This is a genomic window from Stenotrophomonas sp. YJH_SMC_58, assembly GCF_059369635.1.
The window spans coordinates 1-25,227 of the sequence record NZ_JCAFSW010000013.1; the positions used below are offsets into that span (position 1 = coordinate 1).

General features: G+C 67.3%; 18 protein-coding genes. 11 read left to right on the top strand and 7 right to left on the bottom strand.

Going from position 1 to position 25,227, the window contains the following annotated elements; all coding sequences use genetic code 11:
- From AC5P68_RS15740 to AC5P68_RS15750, 3 genes are all read left to right on the top strand, one after another.
- On the top strand, window positions 1-4,260 hold a 4,260-nt coding region (locus tag AC5P68_RS15740; protein ID WP_495217110.1), incomplete at its 5' end, for a hemagglutinin.
- Between the two features lie 63 nt (window positions 4,261-4,323).
- Complete coding sequence (locus tag AC5P68_RS15745) at window positions 4,324-5,160, top strand: OmpA family protein (RefSeq protein ID WP_005409988.1); 837 nt, start codon at window positions 4,324-4,326, stop codon at window positions 5,158-5,160.
- A 121-nt stretch (window positions 5,161-5,281) separates the two neighbouring features.
- Complete coding sequence (locus tag AC5P68_RS15750; RefSeq protein ID WP_019659952.1) at window positions 5,282-5,572, top strand: DUF6959 family protein; 291 nt, start codon at window positions 5,282-5,284, stop codon at window positions 5,570-5,572.
- A 79-nt stretch (window positions 5,573-5,651) separates the two neighbouring features.
- Here the strand turns inward: AC5P68_RS15750 and AC5P68_RS15755 are convergent, their stop codons facing one another.
- Entirely contained in the window at window positions 5,652-6,479 is an 828-nt protein-coding gene (locus tag AC5P68_RS15755; RefSeq protein WP_231522957.1) for a class I SAM-dependent methyltransferase, read from the bottom strand.
- A 63-nt stretch (window positions 6,480-6,542) separates the two neighbouring features.
- Here AC5P68_RS15755 and AC5P68_RS15760 point away from each other — a divergent pair, with 63 nt between their 5' ends.
- Window positions 6,543-6,950 carry a MerR family transcriptional regulator gene (locus AC5P68_RS15760; RefSeq protein ID WP_231522956.1) on the top strand — a complete coding sequence of 136 codons (408 nt, stop codon included), beginning with the start codon at window positions 6,543-6,545 and terminating at the stop codon, window positions 6,948-6,950.
- A 71-nt stretch (window positions 6,951-7,021) separates the two neighbouring features.
- Here the strand turns inward: AC5P68_RS15760 and AC5P68_RS15765 are convergent, their stop codons facing one another.
- The 3 genes from AC5P68_RS15765 to AC5P68_RS15775 form a co-directional block, all read right to left on the bottom strand.
- Entirely contained in the window at window positions 7,022-7,738 is a 717-nt protein-coding gene (locus AC5P68_RS15765; protein WP_005409984.1) for an MgtC/SapB family protein, read from the bottom strand.
- Between the two features lie 127 nt (window positions 7,739-7,865).
- On the bottom strand, window positions 7,866-9,638 hold the full coding sequence (locus tag AC5P68_RS15770) for a chloride channel protein (protein WP_231522955.1): 1,773 nt from the start codon (window positions 9,636-9,638) through the stop codon (window positions 7,866-7,868).
- 62 nt (window positions 9,639-9,700) lie between these two features.
- Window positions 9,701-11,782 carry a TonB-dependent receptor family protein gene (locus AC5P68_RS15775; protein WP_231522954.1) on the bottom strand — a complete coding sequence of 694 codons (2,082 nt, stop codon included), beginning with the start codon at window positions 11,780-11,782 and terminating at the stop codon, window positions 9,701-9,703.
- A gap of 131 nt (window positions 11,783-11,913) precedes the next feature.
- Between AC5P68_RS15775 and AC5P68_RS15780 the strand changes: the two genes are divergently transcribed.
- Window positions 11,914-12,834, top strand: a complete 921-nt coding sequence (locus AC5P68_RS15780; protein WP_231522953.1) for a M14 family metallopeptidase — start codon at window positions 11,914-11,916, stop codon at window positions 12,832-12,834.
- Between the two features lie 68 nt (window positions 12,835-12,902).
- On the opposite strand, the gene AC5P68_RS15785 is transcribed toward AC5P68_RS15780, so the two are convergent.
- On the bottom strand, window positions 12,903-13,754 hold the full coding sequence (locus AC5P68_RS15785) for a LysR family transcriptional regulator (RefSeq protein ID WP_111108725.1): 852 nt from the start codon (window positions 13,752-13,754) through the stop codon (window positions 12,903-12,905).
- Window positions 13,755-13,914: 160 nt separating this feature from the next.
- On the opposite strand from AC5P68_RS15785, the gene AC5P68_RS15790 reads away from it, so the two are divergent.
- The 4 genes from AC5P68_RS15790 (at window position 13,915) to betT (ending at window position 17,244) form a co-directional block, all read left to right on the top strand.
- Window positions 13,915-14,268: an SMR family transporter gene (locus AC5P68_RS15790; RefSeq protein WP_231522952.1), complete on the top strand. Its 354-nt coding sequence runs from the start codon at window positions 13,915-13,917 to the stop codon at window positions 14,266-14,268.
- A complete protein-coding gene (locus AC5P68_RS15795; RefSeq protein WP_049432057.1) occupies window positions 14,268-14,591 on the top strand; it encodes a DMT family transporter in 324 nt (107 codons plus the stop codon). Before AC5P68_RS15790 ends, AC5P68_RS15795 begins: the two co-directional genes overlap by 1 nt.
- 96 nt (window positions 14,592-14,687) lie before the next feature.
- Window positions 14,688-15,068 (top strand): VOC family protein, encoded by a 381-nt coding sequence (locus AC5P68_RS15800; protein WP_021204273.1) that lies wholly within the window; start codon window positions 14,688-14,690, stop codon window positions 15,066-15,068.
- A 196-nt stretch (window positions 15,069-15,264) separates the two neighbouring features.
- Window positions 15,265-17,244 (top strand): choline BCCT transporter BetT, encoded by a 1,980-nt coding sequence (betT, locus tag AC5P68_RS15805; protein WP_231522951.1) that lies wholly within the window; start codon window positions 15,265-15,267, stop codon window positions 17,242-17,244.
- A gap of 66 nt (window positions 17,245-17,310) precedes the next feature.
- Here the strand turns inward: betT and AC5P68_RS15810 are convergent, their stop codons facing one another.
- Together AC5P68_RS15810 and AC5P68_RS15815 are read right to left on the bottom strand one after the other, a co-directional pair.
- The gene (locus AC5P68_RS15810; RefSeq protein WP_231522950.1) at window positions 17,311-19,938 is read right to left on the bottom strand and encodes a TonB-dependent receptor; all 2,628 of its coding nucleotides are present in this window, start codon (window positions 19,936-19,938) and stop codon (window positions 17,311-17,313) included.
- A gap of 350 nt (window positions 19,939-20,288) precedes the next feature.
- Window positions 20,289-21,266 carry a zinc-binding dehydrogenase gene (locus AC5P68_RS15815; RefSeq protein WP_049452563.1) on the bottom strand — a complete coding sequence of 326 codons (978 nt, stop codon included), beginning with the start codon at window positions 21,264-21,266 and terminating at the stop codon, window positions 20,289-20,291.
- Between the two features lie 430 nt (window positions 21,267-21,696).
- Between AC5P68_RS15815 and AC5P68_RS15820 the strand changes: the two genes are divergently transcribed.
- A complete protein-coding gene (locus AC5P68_RS15820; protein WP_049432066.1) occupies window positions 21,697-24,060 on the top strand; it encodes a ribonucleoside-diphosphate reductase subunit alpha in 2,364 nt (787 codons plus the stop codon).
- A gap of 109 nt (window positions 24,061-24,169) precedes the next feature.
- Entirely contained in the window at window positions 24,170-25,210 is a 1,041-nt protein-coding gene (locus tag AC5P68_RS15825; protein ID WP_049432068.1) for a ribonucleotide-diphosphate reductase subunit beta, read from the top strand.
- Window positions 25,211-25,227 lie beyond the last annotated feature (17 nt).

The following is a 25,227-nucleotide window of genomic DNA, read 5'->3' on the forward strand; positions in this document are numbered from 1 at the left end:
CTGAACGGCGCCGTAGGCAGCGTCGGTGGTACGGTCGGTGGTGCGCTTAATGGCACGGTCGGCAGCGTGGGCGGTGCCGCGGGCGGCACGCTCAACAACACCGTGGGCGCCGTAGGCGGCGCACTGAACGGCGCCGTAGGCGGCGTCGGTGGCGCGGTCGGCGGCGCCCTCAATGGCACGGTCGGCAGCGTCGGCAGTGCCGTGGGCGGCGCGCTCAACAACACTGTAGGCGCCGTGGGTGGCGCGCTGAATGGCACCGTCGGCAGCGTGGGCGGCGTCGTTGGCGGCACGCTCAACAACACTGCAGGCGCCGTGGGCGGCGCACTGAACGGCGCCGTAGGCAGCGTCGGTGGTACGGTCGGTGGTGCCCTGAATGGCACGGTTGGCAGCGTGGGCGGCGCCGTGGGCGGCACGCTCAACAACACCGTGGGCGCCGTAGGCGGGGCACTGAACGGCGCCGTGGGCAGCGTCGGTGATGCGGTCGGCGGCGCCCTCAATGGCACCGTCGGCAGCGTGGGTGGCGCAGTCGGCGGCACGGTTGGCAGCGTCGGCACCGCGGTCGGCGGCACGCTTAACAACACCGTCGGTTCCGTCGGCGGTCTGCTCAATGGCGCCACCGGCTCCGGCACTGGCCTGGGTGGCCTGCTGGGCAACACGCTCGGCAACGTCGGCAGTGCCGTGGGCAACCTGCTCAACGGCAACCTCAATGGCACCCTCGGCAATCTGGGCAGCGCGGTCGGCGGCCTGGTCGGCGGCACGCTCGGCGGCCTCGGCCTGACCAAGCCCTCGGCGATCCCGCCCACCAGCCCGAAGGCGCCGGCTCCGGCCGATCCGAACGCGGGCCTGATCATCGGCACCGGCGGCCTGGTCGGCAATGTCGGGCAACTGATCGGCCCGACCACCACCAGCCTGTTCGGTGGCGATGGCTACCTGAGCAACGGCAACCTCAAGCTCAGCAATGCCAACGTGATGCAGACCTACTCGACGGTCAATGTGCTGGGCCTGCCGGTGGTCAACCTGTCGCCGGTCGGCAGCACCCTCAACGGGCTGGGCGGTGCCGCTACCGGTGGCAGCTCGCACCTGACCCTGATCGGTGGCGTCACCTCCGACAGCTACATCTACAACATCAACAACGGCAATCCGGGTGGCCTGCTGGGCCTGCTGCTGCCGAAGGACTCGCCGGCGTGGGCCGCCAAGTGCCTGGACGTCGCCCTGGCTGACATCTCGTGCTGGGCCGTGAACGCCGCGCAGGACTACCAGGTGCTGATGGGCGATGGCGCCTTCGCCAACGGTTCGAAGGAAGTGGTGATCGGTGCCAATGCACGGCACGAACTGCCGAAGGTCGATGCCAACGTCGCCTTCCCGGGTGATGGGGTCAACGACCCGAGCAATCCGACCGGTGTGCCGACCGCCGACTACGCTGCGCGCATGGGCCATTCGGTGATCGTCGGCGACAGTGCCGTCGGTACCGCAAACGGGCAGACCCTGCTCGGTGCTGAAGCCACCTCCAACCAGGCCAACTCGGTCGCACTGGGTTACCGCTCGGCCGCACTGCGCGGCGCGCAGGCCAGCTACAGTGCTTACGGCCTGACTGCTCCGCAGGTTTCGGCGGGCGAAGTGTCGGTGGGCACCGCCGGTGGTGGCGAGCGCCAGATCACCAACGTGGCTGCCGGTAGCGTCAACACCGATGCGGTCAACGTAGCCCAGTTGAAGGGCGCGATCAGCCTGATCAACGGCGTGGCCGATGCCGCCGTCACCTACGACCTGGATGCTGGCGGCAATCCGAACTACCGTCGTGTCACGCTTGGCGCGGGCACCGGCACCACCACCATCGGCAACCTGGCCGGCGGTGCGGTCACGGCCGGCAGCCTGGAAGCGGTCAATGGCGGCCAGCTGGCGGCGACCAATGCTGCCATCGCCAGCTTCTTCGGCGGCCGCGTGGCCTTCGACCCGGCCAGCGGCGCGTTCACTGCACCGCTGTTCGAGATCAGCACCATCTCCACCGGCGGCGCCATCGCCAAGGGCCTGTATGAGAACGCCACCGATGCTTTCGCCGCGGTCGACGGCTCGCTGGTCAATCTCAACACGCAGATCACCGATATCCGCAACGGTGGCACCAAGTACCTGCGGGTGAACTCGACCGGTACCGAGGCGCTGGCCACCGGCGCCGACTCGATCGCGGTCGGTACCAACGCCCGCGCCACCGCCGCCAACAGTATCGCGGTGGGTGCCGGCAGCCTGGCCGACCGTGCCAACAGCGTGTCCATTGGTGCGGCGGGTGCCGAACGCCAGGTCACCAACATGGCCGCCGGTACCGCCGCGACCGATGCGGTCAACCTGGGCCAGCTGCAGGCGTCGGAGCAGGGCGCCCTGCGCTATGACCTCAACGGCGACGGCAGCGTCAACTACGCCAGTGCCACGCTGGGCCAGAGCGGCACCGCCACCACGCTGCGCAACCTGGGCCCGGGCCAGGTCAGTGCCACCAGCAGCGAGGCCATCAACGGTGCCCAGCTGTTTGCGGCCAACCAGGCCGTTGCCACCCACCTCGGAGGTGGCGCGGCGGTCAACGCCAGCGGCGTGCTGACCGCACCGACCTACTCGATCAACAACGTCGCCGCCAACGGCACGATTACCAAGGGCAACTACAACGACGTCGGTACCGCCTTCGACGCGGTCAGCAATTCGCTGGCCAACGTTGCCGACCAGACCGGCGAGATTGACAAGCTGGCCGTGAAGTACGACGTTGACGCCAGCGGTAACGTGCTCAACAGCGTGACGCTGACCGGCACCGGCACCGGCGCAGTGAAGATCACCAACGTCGCCGCCGGCAGCATCCTGGCTGGCAGCAGCGATGCCATCACCGGCGACCAGCTGTTCAGCACCCACAGCACCATCGCCAACTACTTCGGTGGCACCACCGCGTATAACGGCACCACCAACGTGTGGACCGCGCCGAAGTTCAGCATCTCCAGCATCGCCACCGATGGCACTTTCACCAGCGGCGACTACAACAATGTCACCGCCGCCTTCACTGCGGTGGACGGCTCGCTGAAGGTCCTCAACCAGCGCATCACCAACGGCGGCGGTGGCAGTGCCTACCTGGCGGTGAACTCGACGGCAGCGGCCGCAACGGCGGCCGGGGCGGAGGCGGTGGCGGTCGGCCCGCAGGCCAGTGCGGCCGGTGCCAACAGCGTGGCGGTCGGCAACGGCGCCAGCGCCAGTGCCGGCAACAGCGTGGCACTGGGTGCAGGTTCGGTGGCCAGCGTCGGTGCGCAGAGCGGCTACACCGGTGCCTACGGCCAGACCGGTGCCAGCAACTCGGCCGGTGAGGTCTCGGTCGGCAGTACTGGCAGTGAGCGCAAGATCACGCATGTCGCCGACGGTTCCGATACGTACGACGCAACCAATGTCGGCCAGCTGAAGAACGGCGTGAACTACGCCATCGACGAATCGAAGAAGTACACCGACCAGAAGATCCAGAACATCACCAACGTGGCCGGCAGCTTCCGCGCCAACAATACCAACAACCTGGCCGACCCGTCCGCCAGCGGTGCCAACTCGGCCGCCGGTGGTGCAGGCTCAACCGCAGCCGGCGCCAACTCGACCGCGCTCGGCAATGGTTCGCAGGCGCAGGCCGACAACTCGGTGGCGCTGGGTGCGGGTTCGGTGGCGAACCGGGCCAACACCGTCTCGGTGGGTGCCGCTGGTGCCGAACGCCAGGTGGTCAACGTGGCCGACGGTTCGCAGGCCACCGATGCGGTCAACGTACGCCAGCTGCAGGCCTCGCAGCAGGGCACGATCCGCTACGACACCACGGTGAACGGTGCGACCAACTACAACAGCGTCACCCTGGGCAGCACCAGCAGCGGCCCGACCACGGTGCGCAACGTCGCCGCCGGCACCGCCGGTACCGACGCGGTCAACGTGGACCAGCTGAAGTCGGGCATGGCGCAGACCCTGGATTGGTCGAAGGCGTACACCGACGAGCGCATGGGCGGCTTCGAGCGCGACCTGCGCAAGACCGACAACCGCGCCTCGGCCGGTATCGCTTCGGCGATGGCCACCGCAGCGCTGCCGCAGCCCAGCGAAGCGGGCCGCAGCATGGCCTCGGTCGCCGCTGGCAGCTACAACGGCGAGTCGGGCGTGGCGATCGGTATCTCCGGTGTCTCTGAAGGTGGTCGCTGGATCTACAAGTTCAGCGGCTCCACCAACAGCCGTGGCGAGGCCGGTGTGGCCGTCGGTGCCGGCATCCAGTGGTGATCCCCGCGGCCGGGCCGCACGTGCGGCCCGGCATCGCGGAAACGTCCAAAGGGGGGGAATGACATGAAACAGCATCGCATCGCCCGCACCGGCCAGATGGCCGCAGTGCTGGGCCTGGTCCTGGGGATGGGCCTGCTGGCCGCCTGCCGCAGCCATGCGCCGGCCGCCGACCGTCCTGCCGACACCACCGCCGTGCAGTTCCCGGAGGCGTCGAAGGCTTCGTTGAAGGAGGGCATCTATCCCGACGTCGCCGACCTGCGCAGATTCGCGCCGGGCATGAGCAAGCGGCAGCTGTATACCTTGCTGGGCACGCCGCACTTCAACGAAGGCATGTGGGGCGTGCGCGAGTGGAACTACCTGTTCAACTTCCGCACCGCGCAGGGCGCGGAGTATTTCACCTGCCAGTTCCAGGTGCGCTTCGACAGCAAGGGCATCGCCCAGGGGGGCTACTGGAAGCCGGAATCGTGCGCGGCGGTGATCGAACCGCCACGGCCACCGGCGCCGCCTGCACCGGCACCGCTGCCGGAGCAACCCCTGCGGCTGTCGGCCGACGCGCTGTTCGGATTCGACAGCGCGGTACTCAGTGCCGAAGGCCAGCAGGCGGTGCAGGGCATCCTGGCGCAGGTGCGCGAGGCCGCGCAGGTGCAGTCGATCCGGGTGACCGGGTACACCGACCGTATCGGCAGTGCCAGCTACAACCAGACCCTGTCGCAGCGACGTGCCGAGGCCGTACGCAGCGCGCTGGTGCAGGGCGGGGTGCCTGCGGCCAGCATCAGCGCCGAAGGGCGGGGCGCAGCCGAGCCGATCGTGCAGTGCGAGCAGCGCAATCGGCGCGAGCTGATCGCCTGCCTGGCGCCGAACCGTCGCGTGCAGATCGCTGGGATCGCCCAACCGCGCTGAGAGTCCCGCACCGGGGCCATGCCCCGGTATCCCGAGTCCCCCCTGACCGTCGGCAGGACGTGGTTACGTCTCCCCCGTTGACCACGCCTGCCGGCGGCTCAGGTTTCCAATGGTGCACACGATGAACGCTCAATTCCTGCCTCTTTCCATGAAGACGGAAACCACACTCAGCGTGTACGGCCAGCTCGGCAACCATGCCGTGGTACGCATTCCCGGGCGGCGTCTGCCGGGGCTGATCCTGCAGGCAGACACCGTGGCCGGGTTCCTGGCCCAGCTGCAGGAAGCCCAGGCCTGCCTGCGCAGTGGCCGCGCACAGCGTACCGACGCCGAGCTGGACATGCTGATCGACGTGCTGCAGCAGTGGTATGCGCTGATAGAATCGCGCCTGGCCGACGCCGGCGAGGCGCTGTAGGGAAAAGGGGACGGAGGGGATTAAGTCGTTTCCGGCACACTCCGGGCAAGAGCGACTTAATCCCCTCCGTCCCCTTTTCCTAGGCGCGGGCGCGGACCAGCCAGCAGGCGGAATCCACGCGTACGCGGTCGCCCTCGATGAACGGGGTGAATGCCGCTACCGCCTTGTTCCGGAGCGAGGTGGCCCGGTCTTCCGGCATCGCGCGCAGCGCCAGGCCCAACGGGCCCAGCTGGTCGACGTAGGTCGGCAGGTCTTCGCGGGCGAGCGAGCAGGGCAGGTCGACCGCAACAACCTCCACGTCATTCCAGCCGGCGGCCTGCAGCAGGTGCTGCACGCGCTCGCCATCGGCAAAGGCGAACTGGCCCGGTGCGCCGGGCGCGCGGGGCGGAAGATCCAGTGCATCGCCGATGGCGCGCTCGGCCGTTGTCATGAACGGGTTCTCCGCTGCGCTGCGCCAGGCGATGAAACGCAGGCCGGCACCCGGTCGCGCGGCACGGTGCAGGTTGGCGAAGGCGGCCTGGCTGTCTTCGAAGAACATCACACCCAGCCGCGATTGGATCCAGTCGAAGTGCGCGGTGGGCAGCGGATGCTGCTGTGCGTCGGCGACGATGAAGTCTGCGTCCAGTCCTGCCGCCTCGGCGCGTTGACGGGCCAGCGCCAGCATCGGCGCGGAGATGTCCAGGCCGGTGCAGTGCGCCGACGGGCGTGCGGCGGCTGAGGCCAGCAGGCTGGCACCGGTCCCGCAGCCTACATCCAGCAGTTGCGTGACGGTGTCGGGCAGTTCGTCGACCAGCAGGTCGGCCAGGGGTTGGAACAGGCCGTCGAGGATGGCCTGCTGCGCAACCCAGATCTGACCGCCGGGGCCGTTCCACAGCGCGTTCTGATCAACGGGGGATGTACTGGTCATGGTCTTGCCTTGCGGGGAAGTCGCCCATAGGTTGACGCTTGAAGGTCACTTGAGGTCAAGCCCGTGCGTGAACTGGATATCGGCGAGGTGGTCAAGCGCAGTGGCGTGCCGGCCTCGACCCTGCGCTACTACGAACAGCTTGGGCTGCTGCAGGCACTGGGCCGTCGCGGCCTGCGCCGGCAGTACGACGAGCGCGTGCTGCAACCGCTGGCGCTGATCGGTCTTGGCCAGGCGGCCGGGTTGTCGCTGCAGCAGATCGGGTTGTCGCTGCCGCCGCAGGATGGATGTATCTCGCTGGACCGTGAGGCGCTGCTGGCACAGGCCGATGTGCTCCAGCGGCAGATCACCCAGTTGCAGCGGGTGCGCCGGCACCTGCAGCGCGCGGCGGCCTGCCAGGAAGCGCAGGACGCGCGGCAGTGCGGTTCATTCCGCAAGCTGCTGCGCGCACAGCAGCGCATGGCGGGTGGGTGAGAGAAGCATCCACGCATGGCGTGGATCTACTTCACCGCGACCTCGGTAGATCCACGCCATGCGTGGATGAATCAATCGCGGGTGCTGACTTCCCAGGTGGCGTGCAGCACGCCCGGCACGTGTTCCATCCGCGCCAGCACCACATCCAGCTCATCGGCACTCACGGCGGTACTGACCAGCACCGCGATCACATCGGTGGGTGCATCGGCATGCTCGACCACCTGCACGTCGCCGACCGGATACTGCGCAGCCTCCAGCGCATCGACGAGGCGCTCGCGCACCCGCGGCACGGCTTCGGCATCCACGCTCAGGCGCACTTCGTAGGTGGCTTCGGTGGCGGCCTCGTTGATCGGGATGCGGTTGATCGCATTGACCAGCGGCCGCAGCAGGGTGTTGCCGGCGATGATCAGCACGGTCAGCAGCACGCCTTCGGCCAGCATGTCCGCGCCGGTGCAGCTGCCCACCGCCGCCGAGCACCACAGGGTGGCGGCGGTGTTGAGGCCGCGAACGTTCATGCCTTCCTTCATGATCACGCCGGCACCTAGGAAGCCGACGCCGGAGACCACGTAGGAGATCACCCGCACCGCCTCGGCGCTGCCGGCGATGCGCATGCCCAGGTCGACGAAGGCCGCGGCGCCGACGGCGACCAGCACGTTGGTGCGCAGGCCGGCGGTGCGTTGCCGGTACTGGCGCTCGGCGCCGATCAGCGTGCCCAGCACGAAGGCGGCCAGCAGGCTCACCACGGTGTCGGCGAAGGGACCGGCCTGGAAGGTCTCAATGAAGCGCATGGCCGGAGTCTACCCGGTCATGGTGACAGTAGATCCACGCCACGCGTGGATTTCCAGCGGTCCACGCCACGCGTGGTTAGTCAGGTGCCAGAAACGACTTAATCCCCTCCGTCCCCTTTTTGCGGGATCAGTCGGTGTCCTCGACGCGCTCGCCCATCAGTTCGCGCTGGCGCTTGTCCAGTTCCTCGGCGTAGCGCTTGCGTACGAAGGCTTCAGAGACCACGCCCAGCACCTGGCCGTCGGCGGCGACCACGGCCAGTTCGTCGGCCTGGGTCTGGTCGAAGCGCTGCATCACGCTGACCACGTCCGCGGCCGGCGACAGCGACACACCACGGTTCTCGGCCAGCTCGCCAATCGTGGTCTCCGGCTTCACGCCGTCGCCGTAGACGCGCGGAATCTGCACGATGCCGGCGTAGTGGCCTTCGCTGTCGATCAGGATCACCCGGCTGCCCGAGCCCAGCGGGAAGCGCTGGCGGAACGCGGCGGCATCGAGATCGGCCGGCGCGGTGGCCACGCCCTTGCGCATCAGCCGGCCGGCGTTGAGGTTCTGCACCCAGCCGACGTCGCGGGCGCTCTTGATGGTCTCGCCGCGCAGGTGCATGCGCCAGGTCGAGAACGAGTAGCCGAACCACTGCCGTACCAGCGTGCTGGACACCAGCACCGCGCTCATCACCACGCTGGTCAGCAGGAAGTCGTGGGTGCCTTCCAGCACCAGCATGGCCATGGTCATGGGCGCGCCGACCACCGCCGCAGCCAACGCTGCCATGCCGGCCAGCGCAGCGGACGTGGCGTCGACCACCGGCACGCCGGTGGCCATCGCCAGCAGGCCGGCGAACAGGGCGCCGACCAGGGTGCCCATGAACAGCGAGGCGAAGAACAGGCCGCCACGGAAACCAAACCCGAGAGAGATGCCGGAGGCCAGGCACTTCAGGGTCAGCAGGCCGCCGATCCAGATCAACGGCAGGTGGGTAGTCAGGTCCAGGTGCAGCGCGCCATGGCCGGACGAGAGCACCTGCGGGCTGGCCAGGGCCAGCGGGATCAGCAGCAGGCCGCCCACCACCGGGCGACCCCACGGCGGCAATGGACTGCGCTTGACCGTGCCTTCGATCGAAGCGATCAGGCGCATGATGACAATGCCGACCATCGCGCAGCAGCAGCCGAGCAGGCCGTAGATGGCGTAGTCGGCGGCACGCACGTCGATGGTAGAGGCAGCGGGCAGCAGGTAGGCCTCGATGCCAGCCTGGTCGGCCACGAACGCACCGGCCAGCGCGGCGACGGCCACCGGTGCCAGTGCGGCCGGGGTGTAGGCGCCAATGACGATCTCGAAGGCATAGAACGCACCAGCCAATGGCGCACCGAAGGCGGCGGCGATGGCACCGGCGGCACCGGCACCGACCAGGATGCGGACGTCGTTGCGACGCAGGCGCATCACCCGGCCCAGCTGCGAGCCGCTGCCGGCACCCATCTGCGTATACGAAGCCTCCAACCCGACCGAGGCGCCGCAGCCATTGGACAGCAGGGTCTGGGTCAGCACGATCAGATTGTCGCGCATCGACATGCGGCCGCCATGCAGGGCATTGGCTTCCACCGCATCGAGCAGGGGGCGCTTGAGCCGCGTCGCGGCCAGGCTGACCAGGCCGACCAGCAGGCCGCCCAGTGGCAGCACCAGCAGCGCGGTCCAGGTCAGCGAGGGCAGGGAGCTCAGGCGCATGCCTTCGTCCAGCCCATACAGCGTGCCCTGCAACCAGCGCGCGATGCCCGACTGCAGCAGGGTCAGGTAGCCGGCGATCAGGCCGACCAGCAGCGCGAGTGCGATGAACCACAGATCACTGCCACGCAGCCGCAGGCGCAGGCCCTGGAAGGCCAGATGCAGGCGCGATGGCAAAGCAGACGGTGACATGGTGGCGGCATGATACGCCGCCACCGTGATCGCCACCGTCACTGCATCGGGCGATTACCGCTTCAGAAGCGGTAGTGGCCCTGCACGTAGAAGGTACGCGGCGCGGCCACCATGCGGCCGGCGTTGCCATCGACATTGCGGGTGTACCAGCGCTTGTCGGCCAGGTTGTTCACGCCCAGCGCGATCTCGCTGTCACCCAGTCCCGGCACCTGCCAGGCCACCTGCGCGTTCCACAGGCGAACACCCGGCACGCGGCCCACGCGCGCATCGGCGCTCTCGGCCCAGGTGTTGGCGGCGTCGGCGTACTGGCCGCTCTGGTGGGTGCTGGAGACATTGAAGGTCCAGCCGGCCAGTGCGTAGCGGGCGCCGACGCTGTCGGTGTCGCGCGCGTAGAAGGGCACGTCCAGGCCACGGTTGTCGCCGGACTGCTGGATCGCCTTGGTCCAGGTGTAGTTGGCGTACAGCTCCAGCCCGGCCAGCGCGCTGTCCTCGGCGAAGCGGTATTCCAGTGCGCTCTCCACACCCTTGTGATCGGTGGCGCCGATGTTCTGGAAAGTCGGCGGAGTGATCCCCGGCACCTGCAGGATCTGGTTGTCGAAGCGCATCTTGAACACGGTTACTTCCGCGCGCAGTGCACCGTCCTGCCAGCGCGCACCGAGTTCGGTGGTCTTGGCGATTTCCGGGTTCAGCGGATTGCTGGCGGTCTGCGAATTCAGCTGGATGTTCTGCACCGGCCCGAACGAGGTGGTGTAGTTGCCGAACACGGTCAGCTGCGGGGTCAGCAGGTAGGCGATGTTGAGCGAGGGCAGGGCCTTGTCGTTGCGGCTGCTGAAGGTCGCCGTGCCACCGGCCTGGCGGCGGTCCATGTCGATCCATTCCATGCGCACGCCCGGGGTGATCCGCCACTGGCCGATCGCAATGCGGTCGTCGATGTAGAACGCGTGGGCGTCGGTGGCGTTGTCGAAGCGGTTGGTGGCGCTTGCCACGCCGGTGCGGCGGGTGACGGTGTAGCTGCGGTCGTTGCCACGTTCGCGCAGGAAGCGGTAGCCGGCGGTGATGTCGTGCACGCTGGCGCCCCAGTGCAGGCGCTGGGTGTAGCGGGGCTCGATGCCGAGCACGCGGTAGTCACGCGGCTGCACGGTCAGCTGGGTGTTGGCGGCGTTGATCAGCGAGCTGGCGCGGCTGCTTTCGTTGTAATAGGCCAGCACCTCGAACTCGCTGTTGGCCGACAGCGTATTGGTGTAGCCCAGGTCGATGCCGGTGCGGTGGCCCTTCCAGAAATCGGTGGGGCGGGTGTTCCGGAACGGATCGGCCTCGTACTGGGCGCGGGTCAGGCCGCCCGGGGTCAGCGAACGCACATCGTAGTAGGACAGTTTGGCGCGCAGTTCCTGCTGTTCGTCGATGGCATAGGCGAACTTCAGCGCGAGGTCGTTGAAGCGGTCATCGCTGCCCTGGCGCCAGCCACGCCCGTCCTGGCCGGAGTAGAGCAGCGCCGCGCCGAGGCCGTTGCCGCCGGTGCCGCCGAGGAAGGCGTTGTACTGGGTGCTGTCACCGCCGCCATGGTCGTAGGCGCTGTAGCGCACACCCGCTTCGCCGTGCAGGCCCGCGCCGGTCGGAATGGCGCGGGTGCTGAAGTTGATGATGCCGCCCACGTTCTGTGGGCCGTAGCGCACCGCGCCGCCGCCGCGCACCACGTCGATCGATTCGATGTTGGACAGGCTGGTCGGTGCGAACGACAGCTGTGGCTGGCCATACGGCGCCACCGCCAGCGGCACGCCGTCCAGCAGTACGGTCGAGCGTGGCGAGTAGCGCCCGGTCAGGCCGCGCACGCCGATGTTCAGCGAGACCGAGCTGCCGGCCGTGCCGGAGTTGTCGGTGACCTGCACGCCGGGGATGCGGCGCATGGCATCGCCGATGCTGGCTGCGCCACTGGCCTCGATGCGCTGGCGGTCGACCACCGTGCGCGCGCCGGCGAAGCTCTTGACGCTGTCATGCAGGCCGGTGCCCAGCCAGCTGCCGGAAACCTGGATGCTGTCCAGCGTGGTGGCGCCGTCCTGGGCGAAGGCACGGGTGGCCGGGAGCAGGCACAAGGCGAGGGCGGCAGCCAGGGGCAGGCGGGCCGGTTGCAGGGCGTGGATGGGCATCGGTGCGGGTTGTGGAAGGTCGTAAATGAGAATTATTGCTGATTCCATTCGCTATTGGAATGCGCCTCCGGTTCATGCCGATGCCCCGGTGGTAGAGTGGGCGATTGCTTCCTGACCCGCTGAGATCCGCCATGTCCCAAGCTGCTTTCTACCCCGTCGGAACCCCTGGCCAGCCGTGGGGAACGGCGGAGCGGGAGGCGTGGCGTGGCCGCCAGCAGCGCCTGCGTCGCTATGACGAAGAGGTGCTGCCGCGCATCGAAGCGCTGGCCTCGCGCTTCGACACGGTGGCCTATGGCCAGCTCGACTACGCTGGCGAGACCTACACCCTGTTCGCCCTGCGCAGCCGCGACTGGAACCCGGCGTTGCCGGCCGCGCTGGTCACCGGTGGCGTGCACGGCTACGAAACCAGCGGCGTGATGGGCGCGCTGGAGTTCCTTGAGAAGCACGCCGCCGACTATGCCGGCAAGGCCAACCTGCTGGTGGCGCCATGCGTGAACCCGTGGGGTTTCGAGCGCATCAACCGCTGGAACTTCGATGCGATCGATCCGAACCGCAACTTCCGCGCCGATGGCCCGGCGCGTGAATCGACCGCCGTCATCGACCTGATCGCGCCGTACAAGGGCCAGTTCGTGCTGCACATCGACCTGCACGAAACCACCGACAGTGACGAGAGCGAGTTCCGCCCGGCGCTGGCCGCGCGCGACGGCAAGCCGTTCGAACCGGGCCTGATTCCCGATGGCTTCTATCTGGTGGACGACAGCGAGAACCCGCAGCCGGCCTTCCAGCAGGCGGTGATCGCCGCGGTGGAGAAGGTGACCCATATCGCCCCGGCCGACGACAAGGGCGAGATCATCGGTTCGCCGGTGGTGGCCCACGGCGTGATCGAGTACCCGTTGGTGAAGCTGCGCCTGTGTGCCGGCATTACCGGTGCAACGTACACCACCACCACCGAGGTCTACCCGGACAGCCCGCGCGCCACCCCGCAGCAGTGCAATGACGCACAGGTGGCGGCGGTGTGCTCGGCGCTGGATTACGCGCTCGCCCATCGTTGATCGGTAGTGCCGGCCGCTGGCCGGCAACCACGGGACACTGGGATTGCCGGCCAGCGGCCGGCACTACCTCATCCAAGCGCGTCGGCCCACCACAGTGCGGCCGGTCCGGGCGGCGTGTCGCGGCGCCACAGCAGGTCGCTGTGGATGCGCCGCGGCCACCCGGGCAGCGTCAGTTCCACCAGTTGCCCGCGGTCGTAGCGTTGCACCAGCGCGCGGGGCAGTTCGGCCCAGCCGATGCCGTCCTCGGCCATCTCCATCACCATCAGGTAGTCGGTGGCGGTCCAGGCCAGGCCGGTGACCACGCGGGACTGATCGACTTCCGCGCTCAGGCGCACCTGCCGATGCCGCGCCAGTTGTGCGGCGGCGCGACGCCCGGCGCTGGCCAGCGGATGTTCGCGCGCCACATATACCGACAGTTCGCTGTGATGGGCCAGCGGCCGAGCCATCAGGCCATCTGGATAGTGTTCCTGCCGTGGCAGCAGACCGAGCGCGGCGCGTCCGTTGCTCACCAGTTCCAGCACGTCCTCGCCCTCGGCATCCAGCCATTCCAGTTCGATCTCCGGGAACGCCTCGGAGAAGCGCTGCAGGATCCGCTGTTCGGGATCAAGCTGGTAGACATCGGAGAACACCACGGTCAGTCGCGCTTCGACCGGTGCGGCCAGGCGCACGCTCAACTGTTGCAGGCGTGCATCGGCAGCCAGGATCTCCTGCGCGTGCCCCAGCACCTGGCGCCCGGCCTCGGTCAGCTGGGGGTAGCGCCCGCTGCGATCGAACAGGCTCACGCCCAGGTCGGTTTCCAGGTGGGCAATGGCGGTACTGACCGTCGACTGGGTCTTGCGCAGCCGTCGCGCGGCGGCCGAGAACGAGCCCAGCGCCGCGGCTTCCACGAAGGCCTGCAGGGATTCAGGGGAGTAGGGCATTTATCCATCGCTCCTGTCGATGGAATCCATTTTGATCCCACCGTAAAAGGCGATGATACTAGTCGCCGTCGCCCCTGTCTGCTGGGCGTTCCGGATCCTCCACGCTCGGCGTGGATCCATTGATGAGGCGGCGTGGTCCCCGCCCTGCAAGGAGCTTCACATGTCCCGTACTGTTCCCGCCCGTGGCGCGCTGGTCGCCTGGGCCTGCCTGACCGCGGCGATCGTCGCCGAAGTGGTCGGCACCTCGTTCATGGCCCACGCCGCCCGCGATGGCGGCTGGACCGGCTATCTGGTCATGGCCGGCGCGCTGGCGCTGTCCTATTTCTTCCTGGCGCAGTCGGTGCGCCGCATCGCGGTGGGCGTGGCCTACGCGGTATGGGAAGGCCTGGGCCTGACCCTGCTGACCGTGGTCGGCCTCACCGTCTTCGGTGAAAGCCTGTCGCTGCAGCAGCTGGCCGGCCTGGTGCTGGCGGTGGTCGGCATCGTCTGCGTCACTCTCGGGGAGGCACACTGATGAACACCCTGGCCCTGTTTTTCGTGATCTGTTCGGCGCTGATCGACGTCGCCGCCAACATGATGGTGGCCAAGTCGGAGGGATTCCGCCGCTGGCGCTGGGGCGTCGGTGCGATCGTCATGGTCTGGATCGCCTTCGCCCTGCTGGGCCAGGCCGTACGCTACATGGATCTGGCCACGGCCTATGCGATGTGGGGGGCGATCGGCGTGATCGGCACCGCCACCTGCGGCCGCCTGTTGTTCGGTAACCGCCTGCGGCCGATCGGCTGGGTTGGCATCGCCCTGGTCACGGCAGCGGTACTGCTGCTCAGCACCGCTAAGTAGCAGCACGCCCGGTCGCGAGCGGGGCGGCGATGATGCAGCGATTTGCGAAGTCGCCCGCGCTCATCGACACTGCGGTTTTCCACATGGAGTGCCCGCATGTTCAGCCACATCACCGTAGGAACGAACGACATGGATGCCGCGCGTCGCTTCTACGACGCCCTGTTCGCTGCGATGGCCGCGCGTGCGGGCGTATTCGACGAGAAGGGACGGCTGCTGTACTTCAAGGATGGACGGATGTTCGGTGTAACCGCGCCGATCGATGGGCAGCCAGCGTGCCATGCCAACGGTGGCACCATCGGTTTCAGTCTGGGCAGTGCAGAGGCCGTGCGTGCCTGGCAGGAAGCTGGAGTGGCTCACGGTGGTACCGCCATCGAAGATCCGCCCGGCGTCCGCAACATGTCCGGTCGGCAGGTGTTCCTGGCCTATCTGCGTGACCCGGATGGCAACAAGCTGTGTGCGGTGCATGTAATGTCGTGATCGGACAGGATGCGCGTGGCCGCGCCGCAGGCGGTGCGCGCGGCCCGCGCAAGCAAGGGTGCGTCGCAGCGCGCGCGTGATACCACGGAATGAGCGGACGGGCCTGCGACCACAGGCCGCAACTTCATGCTCTGTCCACTGCGGTTCAGCCAGAATCGGTCGGCTAACCCATTGATCTACCGGAGAACGCCGCCCCATGGATGTACTGGAGCCGCAACAATCCCCGGTGCGCACCCTTCGGCCTGTGTTCGCCTTCGCGGCGATCGTTGTCGTGGCGTTCGCGCTGTTCGTCAGCCTGTTCCCGCTTGGTGCGGGCCGCCTTCTGCTGAAGGCACAGGACTGGGCCGCACTCAATGTCGGCTGGTATTACCTGCTGGCGATGACCCTCTACCTGGTGTTCGTGGTCGGCGTGGCGCTGTCCAAGTACGGTGGCATCAAGCTCGGCGCCGACCATGACGAGCCGGAGTTCAGCTACCTTTCCTGGGCCGGCATGCTGTTCGCTGCCGGCATCAGCATCACCCTGTTCTTCTTCTGCGTTTCCGAACCGCTGACCCACTACCTGCAGCCGCCGCAGGGAGATCCGGCCGCGGGCGAGGCCGGCGCGCGCCAGGCCATGCAGCTGCTGTTCCTGCACTGGGGCCTGCACGGCTGGGGTGTGTTCGCGCTGGCGGCGATGGCGATGGCCTACTTCGCCTACCGCCACAACCTGCCGCTGGCGCTGCGCTCGGCGCTGTACCCGCTGATCGGCAAGCGCATCAATGGCCCGATCGGCTACACCGTGGATGCGCTGGGCATCGTCGCCACCGTGTTCGGCATCGGTGCGGACATGGGCTTCGGCGTGCTGCACCTCAACGCCGGCCTGTCGCACCTGTTCAACATCCCGCACTCCAATCTGGTGCAGATCATCCTGGTGGTCAGCATGATGGGCGCGGCGGTGGCCGTGGCCGTCTCCGGCGTGGAGAAGGGCGTGCGCTGGATGGCCAACATCAACATGCTGCTGGCGATCGCGCTGGTGCTGTTCATGCTGTGCGCCGGCCCCACCCAGTACCTGCTCAGCACGTTGATGCAGAACCTGGGCGACTACCTGGGCAGCGTGGTCGGCAAGAGTTTCGATGTGTACGCCTATGGCGGCCGGCCGGAATGGCTGGGTGGCTGGACGGTGTTCTACTGGGCCTGGTGGATCGGCTGGGCGCCGTTCGTCGGCCTGTTCATCGCGCGCATCTCGCGTGGCCGCACCATCCGCGAATTCGTGTTCGGCGTGCTGCTGATCCCGCTCGGCTTCACCCTGGCCTGGCTGTCGATCTTCGGCAACAGCGCGCTGGACCAGGTGCTGCACCACGGCCAGCAGCAACTGGCGCAGCTGGCGGTGGATGATCCACCGACGGTGCTGTATGCGTTGCTGGACGGCTACCCCTGGAGCCGCGCGGTGATCACGGTGACGGTACTGGTCAGCTTCATCTTCTTCGTGACCTCGGCCGACTCGGGCGCGGTGGTGTTGTCCACGTTGTCCTCGCATGGCGGCGCACCTGAGGACGACGGCCCACGTTGGCTGCGGGTGTTCTGGGGCACCGTGATCGCAGTGCTGACGGCGGGCCTGCTGCTGGCCGGCAGCATCGACGCACTGAAATCCGCGGTGGTGCTGGCGTCGCTGCCGTTCTCGGCGATCCTGTTGTTGATGATGTGGGGGCTGACCCGCGCCTTCAGTGACGAGTCGCACCGCAAGCGCGCGCTGCAGTACCGGCCGTCGCCGTTGATCGGAGACGATCGCCACCACCAGGGCTGGCGCCAGCGCCTGAGCCAGGCCATGCACTTCCCGGTACGCGACCAGGTCTACCGCTTCATGGATGACACGGTGAAGCCGGCGATGGAGGCGGTGGCCGAGCAGCTGCGTGGGCAGGGCTGGGATGTGGCGACGCGCTTCGAAGCGGGCGACATGGAGCTGACGGTCAACCATGGCGAGCAGCAGGACTTCCTGTACCGGGTGATCCTCAGCGGCTACCTGACCCCGTCGTTCGCCGCGCAGCAGCTGCGCAACCAGCGCTACTACCGCGCCGAGGTGCACCTGTTCGAAGGCAGCCAGGATTACGACCTGGTCGGCTACAGCCGCAAGCAGATCATCAACGACATCATCAGCCAGTACGAACGGCACCTGCAGTTCCTGCACCTGAGCCGGTGATGGTAGTGCCGGCCGCTGGCCGGCAACGCGAACGGGGCGGCCCATCACCGCCGCCCTGTTGGCGCATCAGAACCGGTAGCGCGCCCCCAGCGAAATGAACTGCCCGCGCAGGTTGTACTGGCTGATGTCGAAACCATTGGAGCCACCGGCCGGGTCGAACGGCGGGTCCTTGTCGGTCAGGTTCAGCACCGACAGCGACAGCGTGGTGTTGGGAATCCCTTCGTAGGCCACGTACAGGTCCAGCTGGTGATACGGCTTGATGCGATCACGCAGGCCGGGGTTGCTGGTCGCTGTCGCCACGCGCTGGTCGTAGCCGCTCACGTACTGCAGGCTCAGCGTGCTGCTCCAGTCGCCCACTGCCCAGTTCAACGACGTGGTGCCGCGGGTGCGCGGCAGTGCGCCGTGGCGGTTGTTGCCGGCCCCTTCATACGGTGCCTGACCGGCCACCAGCGGCCGCTTGAAGCTGAGCAGGTGGGTCCAGCTGCCGGCCACGGTGAAGTTGCCCCAGCCCTCGGTGCGGAAGGTGCGGTTGGCTTCCAGATCCAGACCCGAGGTGGTCAGCTCGCCCTGGTTGGCGTACTGGTTGGTGATGAACTGGATGCGCCCCTGTGCATCACGCTGCACGCGTCCGGGGAACAGTGTCGGGTTGTCGACGATGAACTGCGCGCTGTCCGGCTTGACCAGGTTGTCCTGCTCGATGCGGTACCAGTCCAGGCCGATGCTGGTATCGCCATCGGGCGACCACACCGCGCCCACGTTGAAGTTGCGCGAGCGTTCGGCCTTCAGGTCCGGATTGCCGGTGCGGATGTTGGTCACGCCACGGCTGCCACCGGGCTGCAACGGATCCAGCGGATCGATCACCGAGCCGTAGCTGACGGTCTGGCCCGGCGCGATCTCCGGCAGCGACGGTGCACGGAAGCCACGCGAGAACGAACCACGCAGCAGCAGGCTGTCCAGCGGCTGCCAGCGCAGCGCTACTTTCGGCGAGAACGCGTTGCCGAAGTCGTCATAGTGGTCGCCACGACCGGCCACCTGCAGCTCCAGCGTGCGGTGCAGCGGCACGCTCAGTTCGGCGTAGGCGGCGCTGACCTGGCGCTCGCCGTTGACCACGTTGATGGCCGGGCGCAGTTCGGTGCCCGACAGCACCTGCGCACTGGTGCGCGCGTCCAGTGATTCCTTGCGGAACTCGGCACCCCAGGCGAAGCCGACCGCACCGGCCGGCAGCTCCCACAGCGAGGTCGAGGCCTTCACGTTCAACGAATGCAGCTTGTACCAGCCCGGACGCTTGGTCTGCAGGCGCAGTGCATCCAGTGCCCCCGGCGTGGCGGACGGGTTGAGGAAGTTGTAACTGCCATCGCGCAGGATCTGCTCGAACGCGTAGCGGTTGACGAAGTTGTCGACGTATTCGCGCTGCGCGCTCTGCGAGGTCAGCGCCGCCACTTCCCAGTCCCATCGCTCGCCGCTCCCGCGCACGCCGGCCAGCGCACGGTAGAACACCTGGGTGTTGTCCTTCAGGCGCGGGCCGAGATCGAAGAAGGTGTACTCGAACGGCAGCGGCGCGCTGCCCGGGTTGTTCGGGTGGCCGACCGGCAGCACCGCCGGCACGTCGATCAGGGTGCCGGTGGCCGGGTTGTAGGCACGCAGGCCCGGGCCGACGGTCAGCGGCGCGCTGAAGATCTGGTCGGCCTTGTTGTGGCTGTACAGCACATCGGCGAACGCCTCTACGCTGTCGTTGAAGCGGTAGGTCGCGCTCAACGACGCCTGCAGGCGCTCGGCGCCGGGCTGCAGGGTCTTGAACGGCTGCGCGTTGAAGGCGCAGGCCTGGCCGGGCAGGGTGCTGCCGAAATCGCTGTACGGGCGCAGCTGGCTGCCATCCGGGCAGTTGGCGAACGGTTGCGGTGCGCGCGGGTTGGACAGCCAGTTGCCACCGGCGGTGGACCAACCGGCCAGGCGACCGCCGGGCTTGTCGCGGAAATCGCCGCTGCGGGTGTAGGCACGCTGGTCGGCGTCGAGGCGATCACGCTTGAGCAGGTCCAGCCCGAACAGCACGTTCCAGCCCTGCTGCTCGAGGTCACCGAAGCCAGCCAGCAGGTTGGCCTTGCGCTCGTTCAGGCCGCCCTGGGTGGCGGTACCGAAGCCGCCGCCGACTTCCACGCCCTGGAAGTTCTTGCGCAGGATGATGTTGATGACGCCGGCGATGGCATCGGAACCGTACACCGCCGAGGCGCCATCCTTCAGCACTTCGATGCGTTCGACCGCGCTGATCGGCAGCGCGTTGAGGTCGACGAAGGTGTCCTGGGTGTTGAGCGCGAAACCGAAGTTGGAGACGCGGTAGCCGTTGACCAGCACCAGCGTGTTCTTCGGGGACAGGCCACGCAGGCCGATCGAGGCCGAGCCGGCGGCGAAACTGCCGGTGTACTGCTCGTCGAAGCTGTTGCCGGCATTGGCCGACAGGTTGCGCAGCACGTCGGTGAGGGTGGAGCGGCCGGTCTGCTCGATCTGTTCGCGGCTGACGATCTGCACCGGGTTCGGCCCGGCGGTATCGCTGCGCTTGATGTTGGAGCCGGTCACCAGCACGGCGCCCAAGGTGGTGCTGTCCTTGCCGGTATCGGCGGTTTCAGCGGCGCCGGCAGCGCCGGCGGTGAGGCCCAGCGCGATCGCGCCGGCAAGCAGGTTCAGGGTGGTGCGGTACATGGAAGCGACAACGCCGAACGGGGGAGGAGCCGTCAGTACCGCACGCAGGCACGTGCGCCTTCCAATGACGAAAGCGCATTCAGTTATACATCACAGGTTCTTAACGAAAGTCGGTGCCTCCGTTGGAGCAGACCCACTCGGTGGGTGCGGGACCGATCTTTGGTGGGTGCGGACCGTTGGTCCGCACACCCTGCAGGGGCAGAGCCCTTTCCCTGTGGAAAGAAGCCTCATCCCCCCGCGCTACGCGCGAGAGTCGACTGACAGTCGACTCTACCGGGACTGCGCCACTACCGGGACTGCGCCACCACCGGGACTGCGCCACCACCGGGACAGCGCAATCCGCTGAGGCATCAAGGCCGCAGCAGCACCTTGCCGTTACGGCCCGAACCGGCGCCAGCCTTCGCTGCCTGGGCGATGTCGTCCAGTGCGAAGATCTGCTCCACCGGCAGGGTCAGTTCGCCGCTCGCCGCACGCTTCAGCAGTTCGCCGACCAGCCGGCGCTTGTCCTCCACCGCCATCGCCTGGCTGACCTTGCTGCCCCAGAAACCCTTCACCGTGGCTTCCTTGTAGATCAGGCCGCCGGCGGGAATGCGCATCGGTTCGCCGCTCATCACTCCGAACGACACCAGCGTGCCGTGGTGGCCGAGCAGGTCGACCAGGTCACCGCTGGCGTCGCCGCCGATGGAATCCACCGCGGCCGCAGCCTGTGCTTCGCCGGTCGCCTCACGCACGCGATCCTTCCAGCCGCCCAGCGAGGTGTCGAATACATGAGCGATGCCCAGCGCCTGCAGCTGCGCGACCGCATCGGCATTGCGCACCAGGTTGGCCACATGCACGCCACGCGCCCGCGCCAGCATCGCCAGCGACTTGCCCACCGCGCCGTTGGCGGTGTTCTGCACGATCCACTGGCCCGGCTCGACGTGCAGGAACTCCAGCAGCATCAACGCGCTCAGCGGCATGGCAATCAGCTGCGCGGCCATTTCGTCCGGGATCGCCTCCGGCATCGGAATCACCATGCGTGCCGGCGCAATGAACGCTTCGGCCCAGGTGCCGTGCACCGAGGCAGCGGCCACCCGCTGGCCGACCTGAAGGCCGTCGACGCCATCGCCGAGTGCATCGATCACGCCCAGTGCTTCACTGCCACCGATCGCCGGCAGGGTCGGCTTGTAGCCGTACAGGCCGCGCACGGTCAGCAGGTCGTGGTTGTGGATCGAGGCCAGCACGGTGCGGATGCGCACCTCGCCGGGGCCGGGCTCGGGCAGGGCGGCGTCGGCGATGGCAAGGACGTCGGCCGGATCGCCGAAGGAGGGGTACTGGGCAGCGCGCATGGGCGGTGTTCCGGGGAAAGTTGATGTTGTACCGAACTGGGGACGCAGGCGCTGTCGACAAGGCGCCGCAGGTGCAACACGGCATCCTGCGACTGATCGTCGCGACATGTGTTGATTACCGCATCTTGTGTTGACGGGTTTGGATATCCCCACTATGTTGTGGCTGTCACTCCCGGTCAGCCGCCGCCGCCGGACATGCAGCAAACGTCCCGCGGCCCGCCCCTGAGGCTTGCCGTGTCGACGCGGCCGCCATCGTGCGGACGCAGGTCGCCCCCACGGCCCGGATACCGGCCGCAGGCGCAGGCAGATGCCGACGACCTACGTTCCCGTGCCCTGGCAATCCACCCGTTCGCCCCGTGCGCCGGTATCGCGTTCAGGGCCGCCATGGCATCGACCGCCAACGCGCGCGCGAGCCTGGAGTTTCACCACCATGACCGACAGTACCTTCCGCGTGGCCGATCTGGCCGGCGCTGGCGACGCCTTGCGCGCCGGTGGCGAGCGTGTGCCGACCTGGATCACCAAGGAGGCCGGCAACCGCCGCCTGCCGTTCGAGGCCGAGCGCCTGCAGCGCAGCATCGACGCCGTGCATGCCGAGTTCCCGCAGCTGGACGTGAGCGACTACCGCCGCGTGGTGCAGGCGATGGTCGAGCGCAAGCCCAGCATCAGCGCCGATGACCTGGTCGATCTGCTGATCCGCGAGGCCGAGTCGCGGGTGGACCTGGTCGCACCCGAGTGGGAACAGTTTGCCGCGCGCATCTACCTGCGCCGCCTGTACAAGCGTGCCAGCCGCAACCGCTTCTACGACGTCGGCCTGAAGTACGGCTCGTATGTGGGCCTGCAGGAAAGCCTGGCCGACCGCGGCATCTACAGCAACGACATCCTGCGCTGCTATTCGAAGGAAGAGCTGCAGCAGGCCGGCGAGATGATCGATCCGGAACGCGACCGCCTGTTCGCCTACAACGGCCTGTACCTGCTGGCCACGCGCTATCTGGCCAGCGATCGCAGCCGCGAGGTCTACGAGCTGCCACAGGAGCGTTGGCTGACCATCGCGCTGTACCTGATGCAGGAGGAAAAGCCACGTGAGCGGCGCATGCAGCTGGTCGGCGAGGCGTACTGGGCGCTGTCCAACCTGTACATGACCGTGGCCACACCGACCCTGGCCAATGCCGGCAAGGTGGGGGGGCAACTGTCCAGCTGCTTCATCGACACGGTGGACGACAGCCTGCAGGGCATCTATGACTCCAACACCGATATCGCCCGCGTGTCCAAGCATGGCGGCGGCGTTGGCGCCTACCTGGGCTATGTGCGCAGCAGCGGCGCACCGATCCGTGGCGTGGCCAATTCGTCCGGCGGCGTCGTGCCGTGGATCAAGCAGCTCAACAACACCGCGGTGTCGGTTGATCAGCTTGGCCAGCGCAAGGGCGCGGTGGCGGTTTACCTGGACATCTGGCACCGCGACATCGAAGCGTTCATGGACCTGCGCCTCAACAACGGCGACCAGCGCCTGCGCGCGCACGATGTGTTCACCTCGGTGTGCGTGCCCGACCTGTTCATGGAGGCGGTGGAGCGCCGCGCCGACTGGTACCTGTTCGACCCGCACGAGGTGAAGCAGGCCAAGGGCTGGTACCTGCAGGACTTCTACGACGAGAAGCGCGGCGCGGGCAGCTTCCGCGACCGCTACGCCGAACTGGTGGCCGACGAGCGCATCAGCCGCCGCACGGTGAAGGCCATCGATCTGTTCAAGCGGATCATGCTCAGCCAGCTGGAGACCGGCAACCCGTTCCTGTTCTACCGCGACGAGGTCAACCGCCGGAACCCGAACAAGCACGCGGGCATGATCTATTCCAGCAACCTGTGCACCGAGATCCTGCAGAACATGAGCCCGACGCGGATGATCCAGGAGATCGTCAGCGGCGACCAGATCGTCACCACACGCCGTGCCGGTGATTTCGTGGTCTGCAACCTGTCCTCGATCAACCTCGGCCGGGCGATCAGCGCACCGGATGACCTGCTGGCCACCGATGTACTGGAGCGCCTGATCCCGATCCAGGTGCGCATGCTCGACAACGTGATCGACCTCAATGCGTTGCCGGTGCCGCAGGCCACGATCACCAATCGCAAGTATCGCGCCATCGGCCTGGGCACGTTCGGTTGGCACCACCTGCTGGCGCAGCAGGCAATCCAATGGGAATCACCGGATGCCGAGGCGTTGGCCGACCGGCTCTACGAACGCATCAATTTCCTGACCATCCAGGCCAGCGCGCAGCTGGCGAAGGAGAAGGGCAGCTACCCGATGTTCGCGGGTAGTGACTGGCACAACGGGCGTTACTTCCGTGACCGCGACTACAGTGGCGCCGCGTGGGACAGCCTGGCCCACGAGGTGGCCACGCACGGCCTGCGCAACGGCTGGCTGCTGGCGGTGGCGCCGAACATGAGCACCGCGCAGATTGCAGGCTCCACGGCCTCGATCGACCCGATCTACAGCGCGTTCTACTACGAGGAAAAGAAGGACTTCCGGCGGCCGGTGGCGGCGCCGGGCCTGTCGCTGGAAACCTGGCCGTACTACGAGAAGGGTGCCTACAAGGTCGACCAGTTCGCCAGCGTGCGCCAGAACGCGCGCCGCCAGCGCCATGTCGACCAGTCGATCAGCTTCAACCTGTACGTGCCCAGCACCATCCGCGCGAGCACCCTGCTGGAGCTGCACCTGAGCGCCTGGCGCGAAGGCCTGAAGACCACCTACTACGTGCGCTCCAACGACATCGACATCAGCGAATGCGAGTGGTGCTCCAGCTGATCACCGGCGACCCACGGTAGTGCCGGCCGCTGGCCGGCAACCCCGCGATCTTCGGTAGTGCCGGCCGCTGGCCGGCAACACGATAGAAAGAGAACGAAGGCAGAAAACCATGGCAACTCCCCTCGACCGCATCAAGATCCTCGAGCCGCGCCATCCCAACCGCAGCACCGGCATCATCAACGGCCGCACCAGCGGCATCCTCAACTGGAACGACATCCCGTACCCGTCGTTCTATCGGGCCTATAAGGAGCTGTCGACCAACTTCTGGATTCCCGACGAGGTCGACATGAAGCTGGACGCCCGCCAGTACGGCGAGCTCGACGCGCGCGAGAAGAACGCCTACGACTCGATCATCGGCCTGCTCGCCACGCTCGACTCACCGCAGACCCGCTTCATCTACAACGTGGCCGAGTACATCACCGACCCGGCCGCGCACGCCAATGCGGCGATCATCGGGCAGCAGGAGGTGATCCACAACGAGAGCTACAGCTACGTGCTGGCCTCGATCACCGACCTGCCGAACCAGAACCGCATCTTCGAGATCGCCCGCACCCACCCGACCATCATCAGGCGCAATGCGCCGATCATGGGGGCGTATGACGATTTCATGCGCGAGAAGACCGCCGAGACCCTGCTCAAGTCGTTGATCCAGTCCTCGATCCTGGAGGGCATTAATTTCTATTCCGGGTTCGCGTACTTCTACAACATGGTGCGGCAGAACCGCATGAACGGCACCGGCAAGATCATCAGCTTCATCAACCGCGACGAGCTGGCGCATACCAAGTTCATCAGCGAGCTGATCCGCGCCATCATCGGCGAGAACCCCGAGCTGCAGACCAACGAGCTGACCGCCTACGTACACCAATCGTTCGAGCATGCCATCGAGCTGGAGACGCAGTGGTCGTCGGAGGTGCTGGATGGCATCGACGGCATCGACGTGGACGAGATGGTGCGCTACGTGAAGTACCGCGCCAACAAGATGGCCGGCATGCTCGGCATCGAACGCCTGTACAGCGACACCACCGACAACGTGATGCCGTGGATCAAGGCCTACGCCGACAACTTCACCGAAACCAAGACCGACTTCTTCGAGATGCGCAATGCAAGTTACAAGAAGACCAACGTCGACAACGGCTTCGACGACCTGTGAGTCCGGCGCCGCGCTGA